At 40.6% G+C, this 18,733-nt stretch carries 15 protein-coding genes; 2 read left to right on the top strand and 13 right to left on the bottom strand.

Annotated features, from left to right (window positions below):
• The first annotated feature begins 170 nt into the window (after nucleotides 1-170).
• On the top strand, nucleotides 171-1,019 hold the full coding sequence (gene fghA / locus GLP24_RS19125) for an S-formylglutathione hydrolase (protein WP_101770187.1): 849 nt from the start codon (nucleotides 171-173) through the stop codon (nucleotides 1,017-1,019).
• A 143-nt stretch (nucleotides 1,020-1,162) separates the two neighbouring features.
• On the opposite strand, the gene GLP24_RS19120 is transcribed toward fghA, so the two are convergent.
• The 3 genes from GLP24_RS19120 to guaB form a co-directional block, all read right to left on the bottom strand.
• Entirely contained in the window at nucleotides 1,163-2,722 is a 1,560-nt protein-coding gene (locus GLP24_RS19120) for an AbgT family transporter (protein ID WP_101770186.1), read from the bottom strand.
• Nucleotides 2,723-3,059: 337 nt separating this feature from the next.
• Entirely contained in the window at nucleotides 3,060-4,643 is a 1,584-nt protein-coding gene (gene guaA / locus GLP24_RS19115; protein WP_101770185.1) for a glutamine-hydrolyzing GMP synthase, read from the bottom strand.
• Between the two features lie 113 nt (nucleotides 4,644-4,756).
• Nucleotides 4,757-6,220 carry an IMP dehydrogenase gene (gene guaB / locus GLP24_RS19110; RefSeq protein ID WP_101770184.1) on the bottom strand — a complete coding sequence of 488 codons (1,464 nt, stop codon included), beginning with the start codon at nucleotides 6,218-6,220 and terminating at the stop codon, nucleotides 4,757-4,759.
• Between the two features lie 276 nt (nucleotides 6,221-6,496).
• On the opposite strand from guaB, the gene xseA reads away from it, so the two are divergent.
• A complete protein-coding gene (xseA, locus tag GLP24_RS19105) occupies nucleotides 6,497-7,849 on the top strand; it encodes an exodeoxyribonuclease VII large subunit (protein ID WP_101770183.1) in 1,353 nt (450 codons plus the stop codon).
• 69 nt (nucleotides 7,850-7,918) lie between these two features.
• On the opposite strand, the gene GLP24_RS19100 is transcribed toward xseA, so the two are convergent.
• From GLP24_RS19100 to GLP24_RS19055, 10 genes are all read right to left on the bottom strand, one after another.
• The gene (locus GLP24_RS19100) at nucleotides 7,919-8,149 is read right to left on the bottom strand and encodes a zinc ribbon domain-containing protein (protein ID WP_101770182.1); all 231 of its coding nucleotides are present in this window, start codon (nucleotides 8,147-8,149) and stop codon (nucleotides 7,919-7,921) included.
• 523 nt (nucleotides 8,150-8,672) lie between these two features.
• On the bottom strand, nucleotides 8,673-9,581 hold the full coding sequence (locus tag GLP24_RS19095) for an alanyl-tRNA editing protein (protein WP_232616411.1): 909 nt from the start codon (nucleotides 9,579-9,581) through the stop codon (nucleotides 8,673-8,675).
• A 75-nt stretch (nucleotides 9,582-9,656) separates the two neighbouring features.
• Nucleotides 9,657-11,162: a ribosome biogenesis GTPase Der gene (gene der / locus GLP24_RS19090; RefSeq protein WP_101770181.1), complete on the bottom strand. Its 1,506-nt coding sequence runs from the start codon at nucleotides 11,160-11,162 to the stop codon at nucleotides 9,657-9,659.
• Nucleotides 11,163-11,338: 176 nt separating this feature from the next.
• Nucleotides 11,339-12,502, bottom strand: coding sequence for an outer membrane protein assembly factor BamB (gene bamB, locus GLP24_RS19085; protein WP_152654342.1), 1,164 nt, complete (start codon nucleotides 12,500-12,502; stop codon nucleotides 11,339-11,341).
• A gap of 10 nt (nucleotides 12,503-12,512) precedes the next feature.
• Nucleotides 12,513-13,124, bottom strand: a complete 612-nt coding sequence (locus GLP24_RS19080; protein ID WP_101770179.1) for a YfgM family protein — start codon at nucleotides 13,122-13,124, stop codon at nucleotides 12,513-12,515.
• Nucleotides 13,125-13,137: 13 nt separating this feature from the next.
• Nucleotides 13,138-14,406, bottom strand: coding sequence for a histidine--tRNA ligase (hisS, locus tag GLP24_RS19075; RefSeq protein WP_101770178.1), 1,269 nt, complete (start codon nucleotides 14,404-14,406; stop codon nucleotides 13,138-13,140).
• Between the two features lie 104 nt (nucleotides 14,407-14,510).
• Complete coding sequence (ispG, locus tag GLP24_RS19070) at nucleotides 14,511-15,623, bottom strand: flavodoxin-dependent (E)-4-hydroxy-3-methylbut-2-enyl-diphosphate synthase (RefSeq protein WP_232616410.1); 1,113 nt, start codon at nucleotides 15,621-15,623, stop codon at nucleotides 14,511-14,513.
• A 16-nt stretch (nucleotides 15,624-15,639) separates the two neighbouring features.
• Nucleotides 15,640-16,599: a cytoskeleton protein RodZ gene (gene rodZ, locus GLP24_RS19065; protein WP_101770176.1), complete on the bottom strand. Its 960-nt coding sequence runs from the start codon at nucleotides 16,597-16,599 to the stop codon at nucleotides 15,640-15,642.
• Nucleotides 16,589-17,347 carry a type IV pilus biogenesis/stability protein PilW gene (gene pilW, locus GLP24_RS19060; RefSeq protein ID WP_101770175.1) on the bottom strand — a complete coding sequence of 253 codons (759 nt, stop codon included), beginning with the start codon at nucleotides 17,345-17,347 and terminating at the stop codon, nucleotides 16,589-16,591. The genes rodZ and pilW overlap by 11 nt, the downstream gene beginning before the upstream one ends.
• Nucleotides 17,348-17,405: 58 nt before the next feature.
• Nucleotides 17,406-18,527, bottom strand: a complete 1,122-nt coding sequence (locus tag GLP24_RS19055) for a bifunctional tRNA (adenosine(37)-C2)-methyltransferase TrmG/ribosomal RNA large subunit methyltransferase RlmN (protein ID WP_101770174.1) — start codon at nucleotides 18,525-18,527, stop codon at nucleotides 17,406-17,408.
• Nucleotides 18,528-18,733 lie beyond the last annotated feature (206 nt).

Below are 18,733 nucleotides of genomic sequence, written 5' to 3'. Positions count from 1 at the left end.
TCTAGAAGACATCAACAAGTCTTTTGAGCTACTACACGAAGGTAAGAGTATCCGTACGGTTATTCACTTCGATAAGTAAGCTTTCCTAAAATAAGCTTTATTCTAATAACGTCATAAAAAATGCGCAGAGCGCCTACACTCTGCGCAGCTTTAACAAGAGACTAAATCCAATGCCTTTAGAAAATATTAGTTGTAACAAAAGCGCTGGCGGCTGGCATAAGCAATATACTCACCGTTCAGAAGTCCTTAATTGCGATATGCGTTTTACTATTTACCTGCCACCACAATGTGCAGCAGGACAAAAAGTACCCGTTATTTACTGGTTATCAGGACTGACATGTACTGATGAAAACTTTATGCAAAAAGCAGGCGCACAACGTATGGCTGCTGAATTGGGTGTCGCTATTGTTGCTCCAGATACTAGCCCTCGTGGTGAAGGTGTTGCTGACGACCCACAAGGTGCGTATGACTTTGGTCTTGGTGCTGGTTTCTATGTTAATGCAACAGAAGCACCGTGGAACCGTCATTACCATATGTATGATTACATTGTGAATGAATTACCAACATTGATTGAAGCACACTTCCCAGTCACTGATCAACGCGCCATCACTGGTCACTCAATGGGTGGACATGGCGCATTGATGATTGCATTACGTAATCCTGAGCGTTATAGCTCTGCATCAGCATTTAGTCCTATCTCGAATCCAATGAATAGTGCTTGGGGCCAAAAAGCGCTTACTGGTTATCTTGGTAGTAATACTAAAAACTGGAAGCAATATGATTCAAGTGAATTGATGCGTATTGCTGAAGTTAAATTACCAATGTTGGTTGATCAAGGCACGCACGATAACTTCTACAATGATGGTCAGCTTCGTACTGAAACCCTTGTTGCAGCAGCGGAAGCAAATAGCTACCCACTAGAAGTGCGTATGCAAGATGGTTATGACCACAGCTACTACTTTATGGCCTCATTTATTGACGATCATCTTCGCTTCCACGTTGAAAACTTCAATAAATAACCGCTAATTTTTATTAAACTCCTCTTTGCAGACAGGGATTAATAAAAGACAAAAAAGCCTCAAACAGTTTACCTGTTCGAGGCTTTTTTTCGTTAACGATAATTATTTATTAATACTCACTATCGTTATTCAACTCTAATTATTTACATACTGTAAGTGTAAGGCGCTTGAACACCTAGAGGAATACCTAGGGTCCAGAATACTAATAGGAAGATAGTCCAACCAATTAACATTGCAATTGAATACGGCATCATCATTGACGCTAAGGTGCCAATACCTGAACTCTTAACATAACGTTGCATGTAAACAACCACTAATGGGAAGAACACCATCATTGGTGAAATAATGTTAGAGACAGAGTCACCAACACGGTAAGCCGCTTGAGTTAATTCCGGTGAAATACCCACTGCCATTAACATTGGAACCATAATAGGACCAATCAATGCCCACTTAGCAGACGCTGAGCCCACCAATAAGTTAACACTGGCTGTTAGTAGAATCATACCAACGATGGTGACTTGACCCGGTAAGTTCATTTGTTGCAATAATTGCGCACCAGAAAGTGCTAATAGCGTACCTAAGTTTGATTGCGTAAACGCCACCAAGAACTGAGCAATAAAGAACACCATTACCATAAAGCCAGCCATACCCGCCATGGTAGTCGACATCGCTTTAATCACATCACCACTTTGCTTAAATGTACCTGCAACTTTACCGTAGATAATACCGGGAATAACAAACAGAATGAAAATCAACGGTACAATAGATTGCATCACTGGTGCATTAAAGGCAGCAACTTCACCCGTAGGCGAACGCAATGGCGAGGTTTCAGGCCATACTGCAGCAACTAATAGCACAATACCCACAACCATTGTCCAGCCAGCGTATGAGAATGCTTTGCTTTCTAGTGGCGTAAAAGAACCCATATCAGGTGCTTCTTCTGCATCTTCATCAATCGCTGTTTTTTGTAAACGAGGCTCAATTACTTTATCGGTGATGTACCAGCCAATACCCACAATAATGAACGATGATAGACCAGTGAACATTAAGTTTGCTAACGGGTTAACAATGTAAGTTGGATCCATGATACGTGCAGCTTCTTGGGTAAAGCCCGCTAGTAATGGGTCGATACCAGAAGGAATAAAGTTAGCAGAGAAACCACCAGAAACACCAGCAAACGCCGCTGCAATACCCGCAAGAGGATGACGACCAGCTGCGTGGAAAATGATACCACCAAGAGGAATAACCAATACATAACCTGCATCAGCAGCAGTGTGCGATACAATTGCCACTAAAATCAGCATCGGCGTAAGTAGCTTAGCTGGCGTAACATTTAGCATCTTTTTCAGGCCAGTATTAATAAAGCCTGACGCTTCAGCAACACCCACACCTAACATAGCAACTAATACAATACCTAATGGCGCAAACCCAGTGAAGTTTTTCACCATGTTCGCCAAGAAACTTGCCATCGCATCGCCAGTTAACAAGTTATTGACTTGAACAACTTCTTTAGTCACTGGATGCATAAGGCCAAAATCAAACTGCGATAGCACAGCAGAAAGAATCCAAACGGTAACTAAACCCCAAAAGAACAGTAACGCGGGATCAGGAATTTTATTACCTGTGCGCTCAATACCATTTAAAAACTTGTCCATCGCACTCGTCGAAGGGGGTGGTGCTTGCTTCAGTATTTTGTCGTTCATGGTAATTCCATGTCCTTATGCTGGTTATGTTTGCTATGCGGATCTACTTACATGTAGTCGATCTCATTTTTTGTCCAAATCAAATATGAATATTCGCTGAACGATTGTAATGAAACTACCACAACAAACAGTGTTATAAACCTACTAATAACACCTACTAACCACTACATATTGTAACCAATCATTAATACGACACTTACAAAAAACATAAATCAAACAAATAAGTAACAACTAACCAATAAAAAGATAAATCTTACTTTAATCGCATTAAATAGCAGCCATAAAAAAAGCACCCGTAGGTGCTTTTTTTATTCAATTAGTGCTAATAAACCTGTAATTATTCCCACTCAATCGTTGCGGGTGGCTTACCAGAAATATCGTAAACAACACGTGAAATACCATTGACTTCATTGATGATACGATTCGATACTTTACCTAAGAAATCATAAGGTAAATGTGCCCAATGCGCAGTCATAAAGTCGATCGTTTCTACCGCACGTAGCGATACAACCCAATCATACTTACGACCATCGCCCATCACGCCCACTGAACGTACAGGTAAGAATACAGTAAACGCTTGCGATACTTTATTGTAAAGATCAGCGTTATGTAGCTCTTCAATAAAGATTGCATCTGCACGACGTAGTAAGTCACAGTATTCTTTCTTCACTTCGCCTAACACACGAACACCTAAACCAGGCCCAGGGAATGGGTGGCGGTAAAGCATGTTATAAGGCAAACCAAGTTCTAGACCGATCTTACGTACTTCATCTTTAAATAACTCACGTAATGGTTCAACCAAACCCATTGCCATATCATCTGGCAAACCGCCAACGTTATGGTGAGATTTGATTACGTGCGCTTTACCTGTTTTAGATGCGGCTGATTCGATCACATCAGGATAAATCGTACCCTGTGCTAGCCACTTAGCATTTTTTAATTTCTTTGATTCTTCATCAAAGATGTCAACAAACACGTGACCAATTTTCTTACGTTTCGCTTCAGGCTCATCAATACCTGCAAGCGCATCTAAGAAACGATCTTCTGCTTTAACATGGATGATTTTTAGACCAAAGTCATCACCAAACATGTCCATTACTTGCTGGCCTTCGTTAAGACGAAGTAAACCGTTATCAACAAATACACATGTTAGCTTATCGCCAATCGCACGGTGAATAAGCATTGCAACGACTGACGAATCAACGCCACCAGACAGACCAAGGATAACTTCATCGTCACCGACTTGCTCTTTGATACGTGCAATTGCATCTTCAATAATATTAGCTGATGTCCATAGCTTTTCACAGCCACACACATTCATCACGAAGTTTTCAATTAACTTCATACCTTGGCGAGTATGCGTTACTTCAGGATGGAATTGTACACCGTAGAAGCGCTTGTCTTCATTTGCCATTGCAGCAAATGGGCAAGTATCAGTTTCAGCAACTTTAATAAAATCAGCTGGAATCTCGACAACTTTATCGCCGTGGCTCATCCATACATCAAGTAATGGCGTACCATCAGCAGCAACAGCATCTTGAATATCTTTTAAGAAAGCAGTTTGCTCAACAATTTTAACTTGCGCATAACCAAATTCGCGCTCATCAGAACCTGCAACTTTACCACCCAGTTGTTCTGCCATGGTCTGCATGCCGTAACATACACCAAACACAGGAACACCCGCTTCAAATACATACTGTGGTGCGCGAGGAGAACCCGCTTCAGTTACGCTTTCAGGACCACCAGAAAGAATAATACCGTTTGGATTGAAATCACGAATATCAGCTTCATCAACATCCCAGCTCCAAAGCTCACAGTAAACGCCGATTTCACGGATACGGCGGGCAATTAACTGAGTGTATTGTGAACCAAAATCCAAAATAAGAATACGTTGGTCATGAATATTTGCGGTAGTGGTCATTATAGAACTATCTCAAAAATTGAATGTATTGGGGGCTATATCTAGCCCCGATTTTATCTAACTTCGCAACTTAGGCAATCGTTTTCGTTCAACGAATACTGACTGCTTAATAATTAAGCCGTACGGTAGTTAGGCGCTTCTTTTGTGATTATCACATCATGTACGTGCGACTCTTTCATGCCTGCGCCTGAAATCCGTACAAATTCAGCTTTAGTACGTAAGTCTTCAATTGTTGCAGAGCCAGTTAAACCCATGCTTGAACGTAAACCACCCATTTGCTGATGAACGATTTCTTTCATCAAACCTTTGTAAGCAACACGGCCTTCAATACCTTCAGGTACAAGCTTATCTGCTGCGTTATCTGATTGGAAATAACGGTCTGAAGAGCCTTTTGACATTGCGCCAAGTGAACCCATACCACGGTATGATTTATAAGAACGACCTTGATACAGTTCAACTTCACCCGGTGCTTCTTCAGTACCAGCGAACATTGAGCCAACCATCACACATGATGCACCCGCAGCAATCGCTTTACATAAATCGCCAGAGTAACGAATACCACCATCAGCAATAACTGGAATACCGTATTGATCAGCCACTGATGCAGCTTCTGAAATCGCAGTAATTTGAGGAACACCCACACCAGTCACAATACGTGTAGTACAGATTGAACCTGGGCCGATACCCACTTTAACTGCACTTACGCCAGCTTCAATTAATGAGCGAGCACCGTCTGCTGTTGCAACGTTACCGCCAACAATAGGAAGATTAGGGAAAGCGGCACGTGTTTCACGAATACGTTGTAAAACGCCTTCTGAATGACCGTGAGATGAATCGATAAGTAATACGTCAACACCAGCTTCAACCAATGCAGCAACGCGTTCTTCATTACCCGCACCAGCACCAACAGCAGCACCTACACGTAAACTGCCGCGCTCATCTTTACACGCGTTTGGTTTACGTTCTGCTTTTTGGAAGTCTTTCGCAGTGATCATCCCTTTTAGGCGGAAATTGTCGTCAACTAACAGTACTTTTTCAACACGGTACTGTTGCATAATCGCTTCAACTTCTTCGCGAGATGCGCCTTCTTTTGCTGAAGCTAACTTCTCTTTAGAAGTCATTACTTCTTCAACTTTAATTGAAAGGTCAGTAACAAAACGAACATCACGGCCAGTAATAATACCAACTAATTCATTGTTATCTGCAACCACAGGATAACCTGCAAAACCATTTTCTAAGGTCAGACGTTTAACATCTGCGATAGTGTTATTTGGTTTAACAGTAACAGGTTCTGCAACAACGCCTGCTTCGAACTTTTTAACCATGCGAACTTCAGCCGCTTGTTGTTCGATAGACATATTCTTGTGGATAAAACCAATGCCGCCCTCTTGAGCAAGTGCAATGGCGAGGCGACCTTCAGTCACTGTATCCATAGATGCTGATAGCATAGGAATGTTAAGAGCAATCTCTTTCGTGAGACGAGTGCGCAGATCGGCAGTGTTAGGTAGGACTGTAGAATGAGCAGGAACTAGTAATACATCATCAAACGTCAACGCTTCTTTTTTAATTCGTAACATGCAATATCTCACACCAATTTAAAGGTTTACAAAGAAGATTAAAATATTGCGAACGGATTATACGTATGAAGCAATCGTTTGGCTAGAATTATTTTTATTTTTTTAATTGACAAAAAACATTTGCTGAGTAGTATATTTCGGTTAACTATCCGGTGATGCGGTCGACGAAATACGGCCAAGATCTGTCCATTGATCTGCCTAGGCGTTTTTCGTTCTATTTGATAGTTTTTTGACCGCCTGCCGCCATTCATTCGTTCGTTAGCAGGTACTTCCTTCGTGACTCTATTCGCTTCTCAAAGCCAATCCAACGATCGTATCTACACCGTTTCCAGTCTCAATGCACAAGTCCGCCTAATCCTTGAAAATGAAATGGGAATAGTTTGGCTCGTCGGCGAATTATCAAATTTTTCAATGCCCGTTTCTGGCCATTGGTATTTCACCCTTAAAGATTCTCGTGCTCAAGTAAAATGCGCGATGTTCAAAGGTACCAATCGCCATGTCAGCTTTAAACCCGGCAATGGTAATCAAGTTTTAGTTAAAGCGCGGTTATCAATTTACGAACCTCGCGGCGACTATCAGTTGATTATTGAAAGCATGCAACCTGAAGGGGATGGTCGTTTACAGCAACAATTTGAACAACTAAAAATGACCCTTGCTGCTGAAGGATTATTTGCTCAAGCATTGAAAAAACCATTACCACAACAACCTCAACGTGTCGGTATTATTACCTCTAAAACAGGCGCAGCTCTTCACGATATTCTGCAAGTATTAAAACGTCGAGATCCAAGTTTAGCGGTGGTTATTTATCCGACAATGGTTCAAGGTGATGGTGCAGCCATATCAATAGCTCAAGCCATTGGACGGGCAAACTCACGCCAAGAATGTGATATTTTAATTGTTGGTCGAGGGGGTGGTTCATTAGAAGATTTATGGGCATTTAACGAAGAAATTGTTGCACGAACCATTGCAGCAAGTCAGATCCCGATCGTCAGTGCTGTCGGCCATGAAGTTGATGTCACCATTGCTGATTTTGTCGCAGATATGCGCGCACCGACGCCCTCTGCTGCGGCAGAATTAATCAGTCGTGATAGCTCAGCACAAACCGATAAAATTGCTCAGAAACAACAACAATTACGCCATGCGATTCAGTTTTATTTCGCTGATAAAAAACAGCATGTGAATCAATTAAAGCACCGTTTAGATCGTCAACATCCACAGCTGCGTTTAAACCAACAACAACAGCACCTAGATGATATAACCCGTCGATTACAGCAGATAATGCTGAAAAAAATACAAAAACAACAACAACGTATTACTCAAAACCAATATAAATTATCACTTCATTCACCACAGCAACGTCTGCAACACAACACAACCACACTTATTAATACCAAGCGACGTTTATTGGATGCAATGGATCGTAACCTGTTAAATGCTCAGCATAAATTATCGTTATCTGCCGAAAAATTAGATACCGTAAGCCCACTGGCAACCCTAAGCCGTGGTTACTCAATTACGCGTAATGATAAAGGGGATCTTATTCGTCGTTGTGATCAAGTTAAAGCGGGTGATCAACTGATCACAACAGTCACAGATGGTAAGATTCATACCACCGTTAATAACAATTAATACTCGTTATCCATCACTCTTCAATGCCGCAATATAATTTTTTTATTGCGGCATAATTGCGCTAAAATATTAATCTTCTGCTTTATTAAATACGATTTTTACGCGTGATTTTGATTTTAACTCATTACAATAATTACAAAAGTAACTCGCAGATCCACACGCTTGTAATTTCTCTAATTGCTCAGAACAATCAGGACAAAATGCAGTTTTAGTCACTTTTTGTTGGCAATACTCACAAAAATATCCCTGATCTTTCCAACTCAATTCACTCTCACATTGCGGACAAGTATTTTTAATCACTCTCTTTTACTCCTAAATGAATTTATTCTAGCATGCAAAATTATTGCGTTAGATGCTACTAAAATTAAATATCACTTTTTAAATATTTAGCACAACCCTAACTAATGCTTCATAATTCTCTCGATCACTCATTGTCATAATGACACCATGATCCCTAATATGATCATCACCCTTATGGGTGATCATTGTGTTTATTAAACTTGATCAGCGATCAGCTCTCAAAAGAATATTTATCAATACACATCCCGAAAGCATAAGTTACATATCCTGTATATGAATTTTAAACAGCATTAAACTCTAAAAAATATCACAAAAACTGCTATGATCTAATATTTAATAAATCAGGATCATATTGAAAAAAGTATAAATATTGACCATATTAAATATTAAGATAACGCAGAGTTATTCTCATTCAACAATAAAAACAGTTATCTTCACCTTTGCTAACGCTATAAAAAATAGGCAATTACACCTACAAAAAAATCGTCCTTAGACGATTTAAATATCATGATCATATTATTATTTATGCCATAACGGCCGTCGTTATCATTACTAATTGTTGATCAGAGATAACTTCAAACTTTACCGTTAACGCAAGATATTCTGCTAATGAGGTCGCATGCGTTCCACCACAGGGAATTTCAATGATTCCCTCATCACCAAGATCACATTGCCAATAACGAGAATCTGTTAATGCATCACCTTCACGACGCATCACTATTGGCGTCGCTAATGCTACCCATAACGCTAATTGTTGGTTAATTTTAACGGTTATTTGTTCAATATCCGCGATCATTTCAACACTATTAAGTCCACGTTTACGCAAAGTTTTACCTAATCGATAATGATCAGTATTACAATTTTCACTCGCAATGCTCTTTTCTTGCGCGTAACTATGGAAATCGTAATAGCCAAGCTCATCACGTCGACTCGGATCTTTTCGCCAAAAATCAGTATGTAGCACTTTATTTAATGCTAATGATGATAAATGACCGCCACTGTGACCACGGCTTAACCCCTGTTGATATGCTTTATCAACCACCAGTGTTACCTCTTTACCAACACAAAGAGCAAGCGGTAATGCTAGATGATGAGCCACAACAAACACCCAACCATCAGTCTCACGTTTAACAGGAATATCAGCGGCAATATATAATTGCTGCGTAGCTATTTCTATCGCACCTACAACACAATCTGTCACAGTATAATGCTGGGATTGATAAATTAATTCACCACGATCCGCGGGATGATCTGGCCAAATATGACTTACAGGATGAAAGGGTGTTTGCTCAACAACGATCCACGTGCCGCCATTTTTAGCAGCAACAGCACAAACAACGGCACTGTTTATTTGCCAGATATTTTGAGTGAAAAGTACTTTTGTTGGCGTAATAATCGTTGGCATAACAATTGTTGGTGTAACAACAACCATGATATTTTCCTTATAAAAAAGCCCAACACAATGGCTGGGCTTTTACATCAAGAGACAATACACTCTATCGCTAAATTACTTACGACGATCGTGTAAAGCACTGGTTAAGCGCTTACGCTGACGTTCTTGAGAAACAGTCAACTTTTGCTTTGTCGTTTCAAATGGGTTCTCACTACTCTGGAATTGAATTCGAATAGGTGTACCCATCATTTCTAATGACTTACGGTAGTAGTTCATCAAGTAACGTTTGTAAGAACTTGGTAAGTCACTTACTTGGTTACCGTGAATAACAATAATTGGTGGGTTATAACCACCAGCATGGGCATATTTAAGTTTCACACGACGGCCACGAATCATTGGTGGCTGGTGATCATCTTGTGCCATTTGCATAATACGGGTTAGCAAAGATGTACTGATACGTTTAGTTGCTGACTTATATGCTTCAATAACTGATTCATATAAATGACCAACACCGGTACCGTGTAGTGCAGAAATAAAGTGAATACGCGCAAAGTCAACAAAACCAAGACGACGATCAAGTTCAGATTTAACACGCTCTTTAACGTCGTTACTTAAACCATCCCACTTATTAACTGCAATCACTAACGAGCGACCAGAGTTCAGTACAAAACCAAGTAAACTTAAATCTTGATCTGAAATATTTTCGCGGGCATCAATCACTAACAACACAACGTTGGCATTTTCGATAGCTTTCAATGTTTGGATAACAGAAAACTTCTCAACCGCCATGCTCATGTTCTTACGACGACGGACACCAGCGGTATCAATCAATACGTACTCTTGACCATCACGTTCCATTGGAATGTAAATAGAGTCACGTGTCGTTCCTGGCATATCGTAAACAACAACGCGTTCTTCACCTAAAATACGGTTAGTCAGCGTTGATTTACCTACGTTAGGACGACCAATGATAGCCATCTTAATAGGTTGTTCTTGTAGACGTTTATACGCAGCTTCAGCATCTTCTTCAGAAAGATTAGCTTTCTCGATATCTTTAACTGATGTTAAATCTTCAAGTATAAGCTCACCATCTTCGCCATTTGCCGCGGCTAACTCTGCATTTAATTTATCAGAGAATGGCGCTAAAGCACGTTCCATTAGCGCAGTTACGCCACGGTTTTGAGTGGCTGCAATTTGGTACATAGCATCAACGCCTAAACGCCAAAATTCTGCACTCGCGCTGTCGGGATCCATACCGTCAACTTTGTTTACCACTAAAAATGTTGGCTTTTCACGGCTACGAAGGTGTTTTGCAATTGCTTCATCAGAAGATGTTAATCCAGCACGACCATCAACAAGAAACAGTACAACATCTGCTTCTTCGATTGCCGCTAATGACTGTTCAGCCATTTTGCTTTCAACACCTTCTTCTGTACCATCAATACCACCGGTATCAATAACAATAAATTCGTGCTCTTCTAACTCAGCTCTACCGTATTTACGATCCCTAGTTAAACCAGGAAAGTCTGCAACAAGTGCATCCCTCGTGCGGGTAAGACGATTGAACAACGTCGATTTACCCACGTTAGGGCGCCCGACAAGGGCAACAACAGGAATCATAACTACCTCTTATTTTTCATAGTCTTAATTGACATACAACCGTTCATTCTTGCCTCAAATAAGCATATTTACTTATCTTCATCCGACAATAATATACACAACGGATATAACAACAACGGCTCCAACTGCATAAGACAGCTGGAGCCGACAAATTAATCTAGTGACAGTATACCGACTTATTTCGATATTTGCATTTTGTTGATTTCGCCATCACGAGTGACAACAATAAACCCATTGTTATCTAATGCAACTGGCGGAACCGCAATACCGCTACCATCAATCGACTCTTGTGATACAAATTCACCTGATTGAGTATCTAACCAGTGTAGATACCCTTCAGCATCACCAGTAACTAAATAGCCATCAATAACAGCAGGCGCACTTAGTTGACGATATTGAAGATCTTTATTTTGCCATAATTCAGTACCACTACGTGCATCAACTGCAACGATATGATCTTTAGCCGTTACTAAAAACAACTCGTTACCATCAACGACAAAATTGGTTGCTGATGAATAATTACGTTTCCACGCAATTTGACCACTACGAAGATCAATTGATACTAATGTACCATTATAGCCGATAGCATATAATCGATCGCCTGCAATTACAGGAGCGGCATCGACATCCACTAAACGATCAATTTCAGTTGAACCTTTAGGCGTTGAAATGGTTTGCTGCCATAGCACACGACCATCATTTAAGATTGCGCCTTCTAAACGACCATTTGATAAGCCCCAGAAAACACCACCAGAAATCGCAACTGGAGAACTGGTACCACGTAATGTTAATGTTGGTATCTCATTGTTGATTTGCCATTTGCTCGTACCAGTATCAGCATTCAAAGCTTCAAGCACACCACTACTGGTATTAACAACTACAATACCATTATCAACTAATGGCTTTGACAACACTTCTCCAGCAACTTTAGCGCGCCAAACTTCTTTACCCGTTTCAGCATCTAATGCTATTACGTCAGCATTTTCTGTACCAATAAAGATTTTTCCTTCAGCTAAAACTAAGCCTCCAGAAATTTTAACAGCGGTCTCTTTTTCTAAATCATTTTTCCATAACACTTTACCATTGCTAGAATCTAAAGCTTCGACTAAACCATTACGGTCAGCAACAAAGACTTTACCTTGGCCAACAGCGGGCGTTAGCTTTGAATAGTAACCAGAAACACCGTCACCAACGCTACGACTCCAATCTGTTTTAGGCGTAAAAGTATTATCGACTTTTGGCAATGGAGCCATATGAATAGAATCAACTTCGCTCGCACAACCCGACAATACGCTCACAGCAATTGCTACGGCTAAAGCTCGTTTTAACACCTTATGCATTATGTTCGCCTTATTGAGCTAAGTCATTAAGCTTCATTTGCAATGCTGGTGATGAACCATCTTGCTGAGCTTCTATATATGCATCACGTGCTGCTTGAATATCGCCTTTTTGCAGTAATATATCACCACGTAACTCAGCAATATTTTCATTCCAGCTTGGAATCGTTACTTTTTTCAGTTCAGCTAATGCTTCAGTAAATTTCTGCTGTTCTGCGTAAATACGTGCTAGACGTGTTACAGCTAACGGTAAAATAGCGTTATCTTTAGTGTTATTGATCACCCAATTAAGTTGCTCAATCGCACCATCAAGATGATTATTTTCAACTTGAACTTTCGCTAATTGTAATGCAGCAAGAACAGCATACTGACTGTCTTTATTAGCTTTGATGAACGTTTGCGCTTCAGTGACAGCAGTTTTACTTTTATTGTCGAGAGCTGTAACTACTTGAGTATAGGAGTCTGAAGCTAAATGCTTAGCAACATGGACTTCAGACTGGTAGTAACGCCAACCTAATAGACCGCCTAAACCAATCACAGCGCCGAGAACAACGGCTTTGCCGTTATTTTGCCACCACGATTTTATCGCTTCAACCTGTTGTTCTTCTGTGGCGTAGTCGTTCACTTCCTGTCCTCTCTTAAATCAGTGCTGCCAGCTTCGCGGCAACCTCATCCTGTGCCATAGTTGTTTGTTCACCGCCATGTAAATCTTTAACTACGACGGTGTTTTCTGCTATTTCATTTTCACCAAGAACCAATGCAATAGCTGCACCTACGTTATCAGCGCGTTTAAATTGCTTTTTAAAATTACCACCACCAAAGTTAGACATAATGCGTAACTGAGGTAGTTGATTACGTAATTTTTCTGCCAGCATCATACCAGCCGCTAATGTCCCTTCACCGGCAGTTACCATGTAAACATCAACCGAACGACGTACATCGTCTTGTTCTAATGCTTCCATCAGTAATACCAAACGCTCAAGTCCCATTGCGAAACCCACTGATGGGGTTGCTTTACCGCCTAGTTGTTCAACTAGACCGTCATAACGACCACCACCACATACTGTACCTTGTGCACCTAAACTATCAGTGATCCACTCAAATACAGTACGGTTATAATAATCTAAACCACGTACAAGACGTTCATTTACTTGGTATTTGATGCCAGCAGCGTCTAATAGTTCACATAAACCAGCAAAATGTTGCTGTGATTCTGGATCTAAGTACGCAGAAAGCATTGGTGCATCAACTAAAATTTCCTGAATCGCTGGATTTTTAGTATCTAAAACACGTAATGGATTAGTGTACATGCGACGCTTCGCATCTTCATCTAACACTTCCATATGCTGTTCAAGAAACGCAATCAATGCAACACGGTATTCTGCACGAGCTTCCAGTGAACCAATAGAATTTAACTCTAGACGAACATGGTCATTAATACCAAGCTCACGCCATAGACGAGCTGTCATCATGATAAGTTCTGCATCGACATCTGGGCCATCAATACCAAACACTTCCACACCCACTTGGTGGAATTGACGGTAACGACCTTTTTGTGGACGCTCATGACGGAACATTGGACCCATGTACCATAGTCGCTGTTCTTGGTTATAAAGCAGACCATTTTCAATGCCAGCACGAACACAACTTGCTGTTCCTTCTGGACGTAATGTTAAGCTATCACCATTACGATCTTCAAAAGTGTACATTTCTTTTTCAACGACATCAGTGACTTCACCAATTGCACGTTTAAACAAATGTGTCGACTCAACAATTGGCATACGTATTTCATTGTAACCATATGCACTGATCACTTGTTTAACAGTACCTTCGACTTTCTGCCAAAGTGGAGTTTGTGTTGGAAGGCAATCGTTCATGCCTCGAATTGCTTGAATTTTTTTCGCCACAATTATTCTCAGTTTTCGATGGGGGTTTAAATCGAATATATAATTTATTGCAGAAATAGTGAACCACACTGTCACAATAACAGCATGGTTTTTGCTATTTTATCTTATTGTGTAATCTCAATACGATTTTTTAGGTCTAACATTGATGCTTTTGCGCGGATTTTAGCCTCAAGCGCATCAATGACGTTATCGTTATCAAAACGTTCTTTTTGACGAATACCATCTTCATAAAAAGCACTTTTACGATTACCGCCAGCAATACCTAAATGTGATGCTTCTGCTTCGCCTGGGCCATTGACCACACAGCCAATGATAGAAACATCCATCGGGGTAATAATATCTTCTAAACGTTGCTCTAATGCATTGACGGTTGCGATAACATCAAATTCTTGACGGGAACAAGTTGGGCACGCAATAAAGTTAATCCCGCGCGAGCGAATACGTAATGATTTTAAAATATCAAAACCGACTTTAATCTCTTCAACAGGATCTGCGGCTAATGAGATACGTAAGGTGTCACCAATGCCTTCAGCAAGTAACATCCCCAAACCTACCGCAGATTTCACAGAACCTGCACGCGCACCACCCGCTTCAGTAATACCTAAATGCAGCGGTTGTATAATTTGTTTCGCTAACTGACGGTAAGACTCTACCGCTAGAAATACATCAGAAGCTTTAACGCTCACTTTAAATTGATCAAAGTTAAGCCGATCTAAAATCTCAACATGACGCAAAGCAGATTCAACTAACGCTGCGGGAGTTGGCTCTCCATATTTTTGTTGGATTTCTTTTTCTAACGAACCGCCATTAACACCAATTCGAATCGGAATATTGTTATCACGCGCACATTCAACCACCGAGCGAATACGATCTTCACGACCAATATTACCAGGATTAATACGCAAACAATCAACACCGTATTCAGCCACTTTTAATGCAATGCGGTAATCAAAATGAATATCAGCAACCAATGGTACATTGACTTGCTGTTTGATCAATTTAAACGCTTCAGCAGCATCCATTGTCGGTATCGAAATACGAACAATGTCAGCTCCTACTTTTGCCAATGCTCGAATTTGAGCCACTGTGGCATCAACATCGGTGGTTAAAGTGTTAGTCATTGATTGAACAGCAATGGGAGCGCCATCGCCAATCGGCACATTACCGACATAAATTCGGCTTGATTGGCGACGTATAATGGGTGATTCGTTATGCATGTTTTATTATTCTCTATTACTGCGGCAACGTTAACGTTATAGGTCGACCTGCCGGATAGCGACTAAGATCGAAAGGCTGCCCTTTAAGTTCTATTTTAACGGCACTTGGTGCGCCAAGTCGAACTCGAAATGGTGCCTTACCATTAATATCAAGTGTTTGACCTGCAGTCTTAATACCACTTTCAAGACGTTTACCATTTGCGTCACGAATATCAATCCAACAATCAGCGGCAAAGGTTAATTGTAATGCTGGCGCTGCTTCAACGTCGGTTGTCACTGTAGGCGTCACTATCGTTGAATCTATATCAGCATCTGTCGTAGTAACAACCACAGGCTCTACGGTAGGAGTCGCTGCATCAGTGATCACTGCTGGTGTTTGTCCAGCATCAGTAAGTGCAGTTACGTCAGTAGAAGCCGTTGGGGTTGTTCCATCTGTTACCATTGCGGTGGAAGTGCCAATAGCTGGAGATGTTACCACCTCAACCTTTGCTTCCGTATCACTTACAGGGGCAACCTCTTCAACGTTAGCAACGTCAACGACTGGCGTTATATCTTGATCTAAATGGCCATTTTGCCACCACCACACGGCGGTAACACCGACAAAAATCACTGCAAGGATCCATGTTAACCCCATGATACGACTATCATGCGCTTCACGGTTAGTACGACGTGAAAAACTCTGCATTTCTTGTGCTTTAGGTTTTGAGTGACCGTAATTGTCTAATAGAGCAACCACCGCAACATCATCTAAACCAACATACTTTGCATACGATCTCACGTACCCTCGAGTAAATGTAGATATTTTCTCACTGTCAAAACAATTACTTTCAATATCATTAATAACGGATAAACGTAATCGTAGTCGATTTGCAATATCTGTTTGTGAGTAACCTAGTTGCTCACGTGCCTGACGAAGCATATCACCAGGTCGAGCAACATTATCGGATTGAGGTGAATCATTAGGTTCAGTATTCATTGGCTAGATAATTCTGATATTGCTGAGAATCAGGAAATTGTTCTTTTAATAAGTTAGCGTATTTATTGACCAAAGTTAACCGTCCATTTTGGTTTTCTAACTGAATGAGCAACAACAAACTATTTGCTGTATATCCATATCGCTTATTAAATTTAAACAACCGTACACGAGCGTCTTTATAATTATTAGCCTCTAATTCTAACTGCGCTAGTTGTAACATTGATTTTGGACGATATGGGTCATGTGAAAGTGCTTTTTCAAAATAATCTATTGCTTGTACGTCATTACCTTGTTTACGGCTACATAAACCGGCATTTTCATAACTTGCTGAAATAAGATAATAGTAAGGTTGGTTAATTGCTTTAATAAACGTATTGATAGCTTCATCATAACGTCCTTCGCTACACAAAAAGGCCCCATAATTATTAAGTACATCACCATTTTTAGGCGCGTCTTTTAAGGCTTGCTTGTACATTTTCTCTGCAGCGTCTTTTTCACCCACCTTTTGATAATAATAGGCCATGGCATTTTGGACACGATAATAATCAGGTGCATACTCTAATGCTAGTTCCAAATTATCCCGTGCGCGTTGCCATTGACCTACTTTTAAATAATTTAACCCTAATGTCATTCGTGCTTCAGCAGCATCAATGGCATTAAATTGTTCAGCGTTATCTTCTACCATCACAGTGGCGCATCCGGCCAACAATAAACAAGAAAATAATGGATACTTCATCCATCGTATCATTTTTACTCACCTTAACATCCATGTTAAACCGCGAAGTGATTATAATCGCCTAATCTAATTAAAGGGTTTTAACTGCAATAGACTCACCCATGGGTAATTTTGCTTGTGTGCGCTTAGTACGATCAATAACATCGCCGACAAGCTGACCACATGCCGCATCAATATCATCACCACGTGTTTTACGTACAGTGACCGTATAATCATACTCCATTAGAGTTTTCATAAAGCGATCTATACGTGAATTACTAGGTTTTTTGTACGGTGAACCCGGGTATGGATTGAATGGAATAAGATTAATTTTAGCGGGTGTGTCTTTTAATAAACGTCCAAGTTGACGCGCATGTTCCATGTCATCATTAACATGATCAAGTAACACATATTCAATCGTTACACGACCACGGTTAGCGTTAGTTGAGTCAACATAACGACGCACAGCATCAAGGAAGGTTTCAATATTCCAACGATCATTGATCGGCATAATTTGCGAACGTAATTCATCCGTTGGCGCATGCAATGAAATAGCAAGTGCAACGTCGATAGTACCGATCATTTGCTCTAGACCAGAGACAACACCAGAAGTTGAAACAGTAACGCGACGCTTAGATAAACCAAAACCTAAATCATCAAGCATAATCTCTAATGCTGGAATTAAGTTTTTCATGTTTAGTAGTGGCTCACCCATACCCATCATTACGACATTGGTAATTGGACGACGACCGGTTTCTTTTTGAAGACCGATCTCTTTCGCTGCACGCCACACTTGACCAATAATCTCAGAGACACGTAAATTACGGTTAAAACCTTGTTGGCCCGTTGAACAGAACTTACATTCTAGTGCACAGCCCACTTGAGAAGACACACATAAAGTCGCGCGATCTTCATCAGGAATATAAACCGTTTCTACATCTTGATCACCCACACGCATTGCCCATTTGATGGTGCCATCATTTGAGAATTGTGCGTTTGATACCTCTGGTGCACGAATTTCAGCAACACGCTGTAATTTTTCACGCAATTTTTTATTAATATTATTCATTTGATCAAAGTCATCACAACCGAAATGATAAATCCATTTCATTATCTGATCTGCTCGAAATGGCTTTTCATTTAGCTCTTCGGCAAAGTATTTACGCAGACCTTTGCGATCGAAATCCAGCAGATTAATTTTGACAGTTGTCATCGGTTGGTGCCTCACTAAAAATGACTATTGCAGCGCCTTTAATAACTCGGAGATCTGCAAATGGCAGCCTCATCATAGTTATCAGGGTTTAAGGCGCGAAATTGTACAGCCTTTAGGCACGGGTTTCCACCCGTTAACTGTATGGTTATTTTAGTGATTGTAACAATCTTTGCTTTTAACATAACAAAGGGAAGCCTCAGCCTCCC

The sequence above is a fragment of the Photobacterium carnosum genome (assembly GCF_021236965.1).
Lineage (GTDB): Bacteria > Pseudomonadota > Gammaproteobacteria > Enterobacterales > Vibrionaceae > Photobacterium > Photobacterium carnosum.
This window is presented reverse-complemented; position numbering and strand designations above follow the sequence as displayed.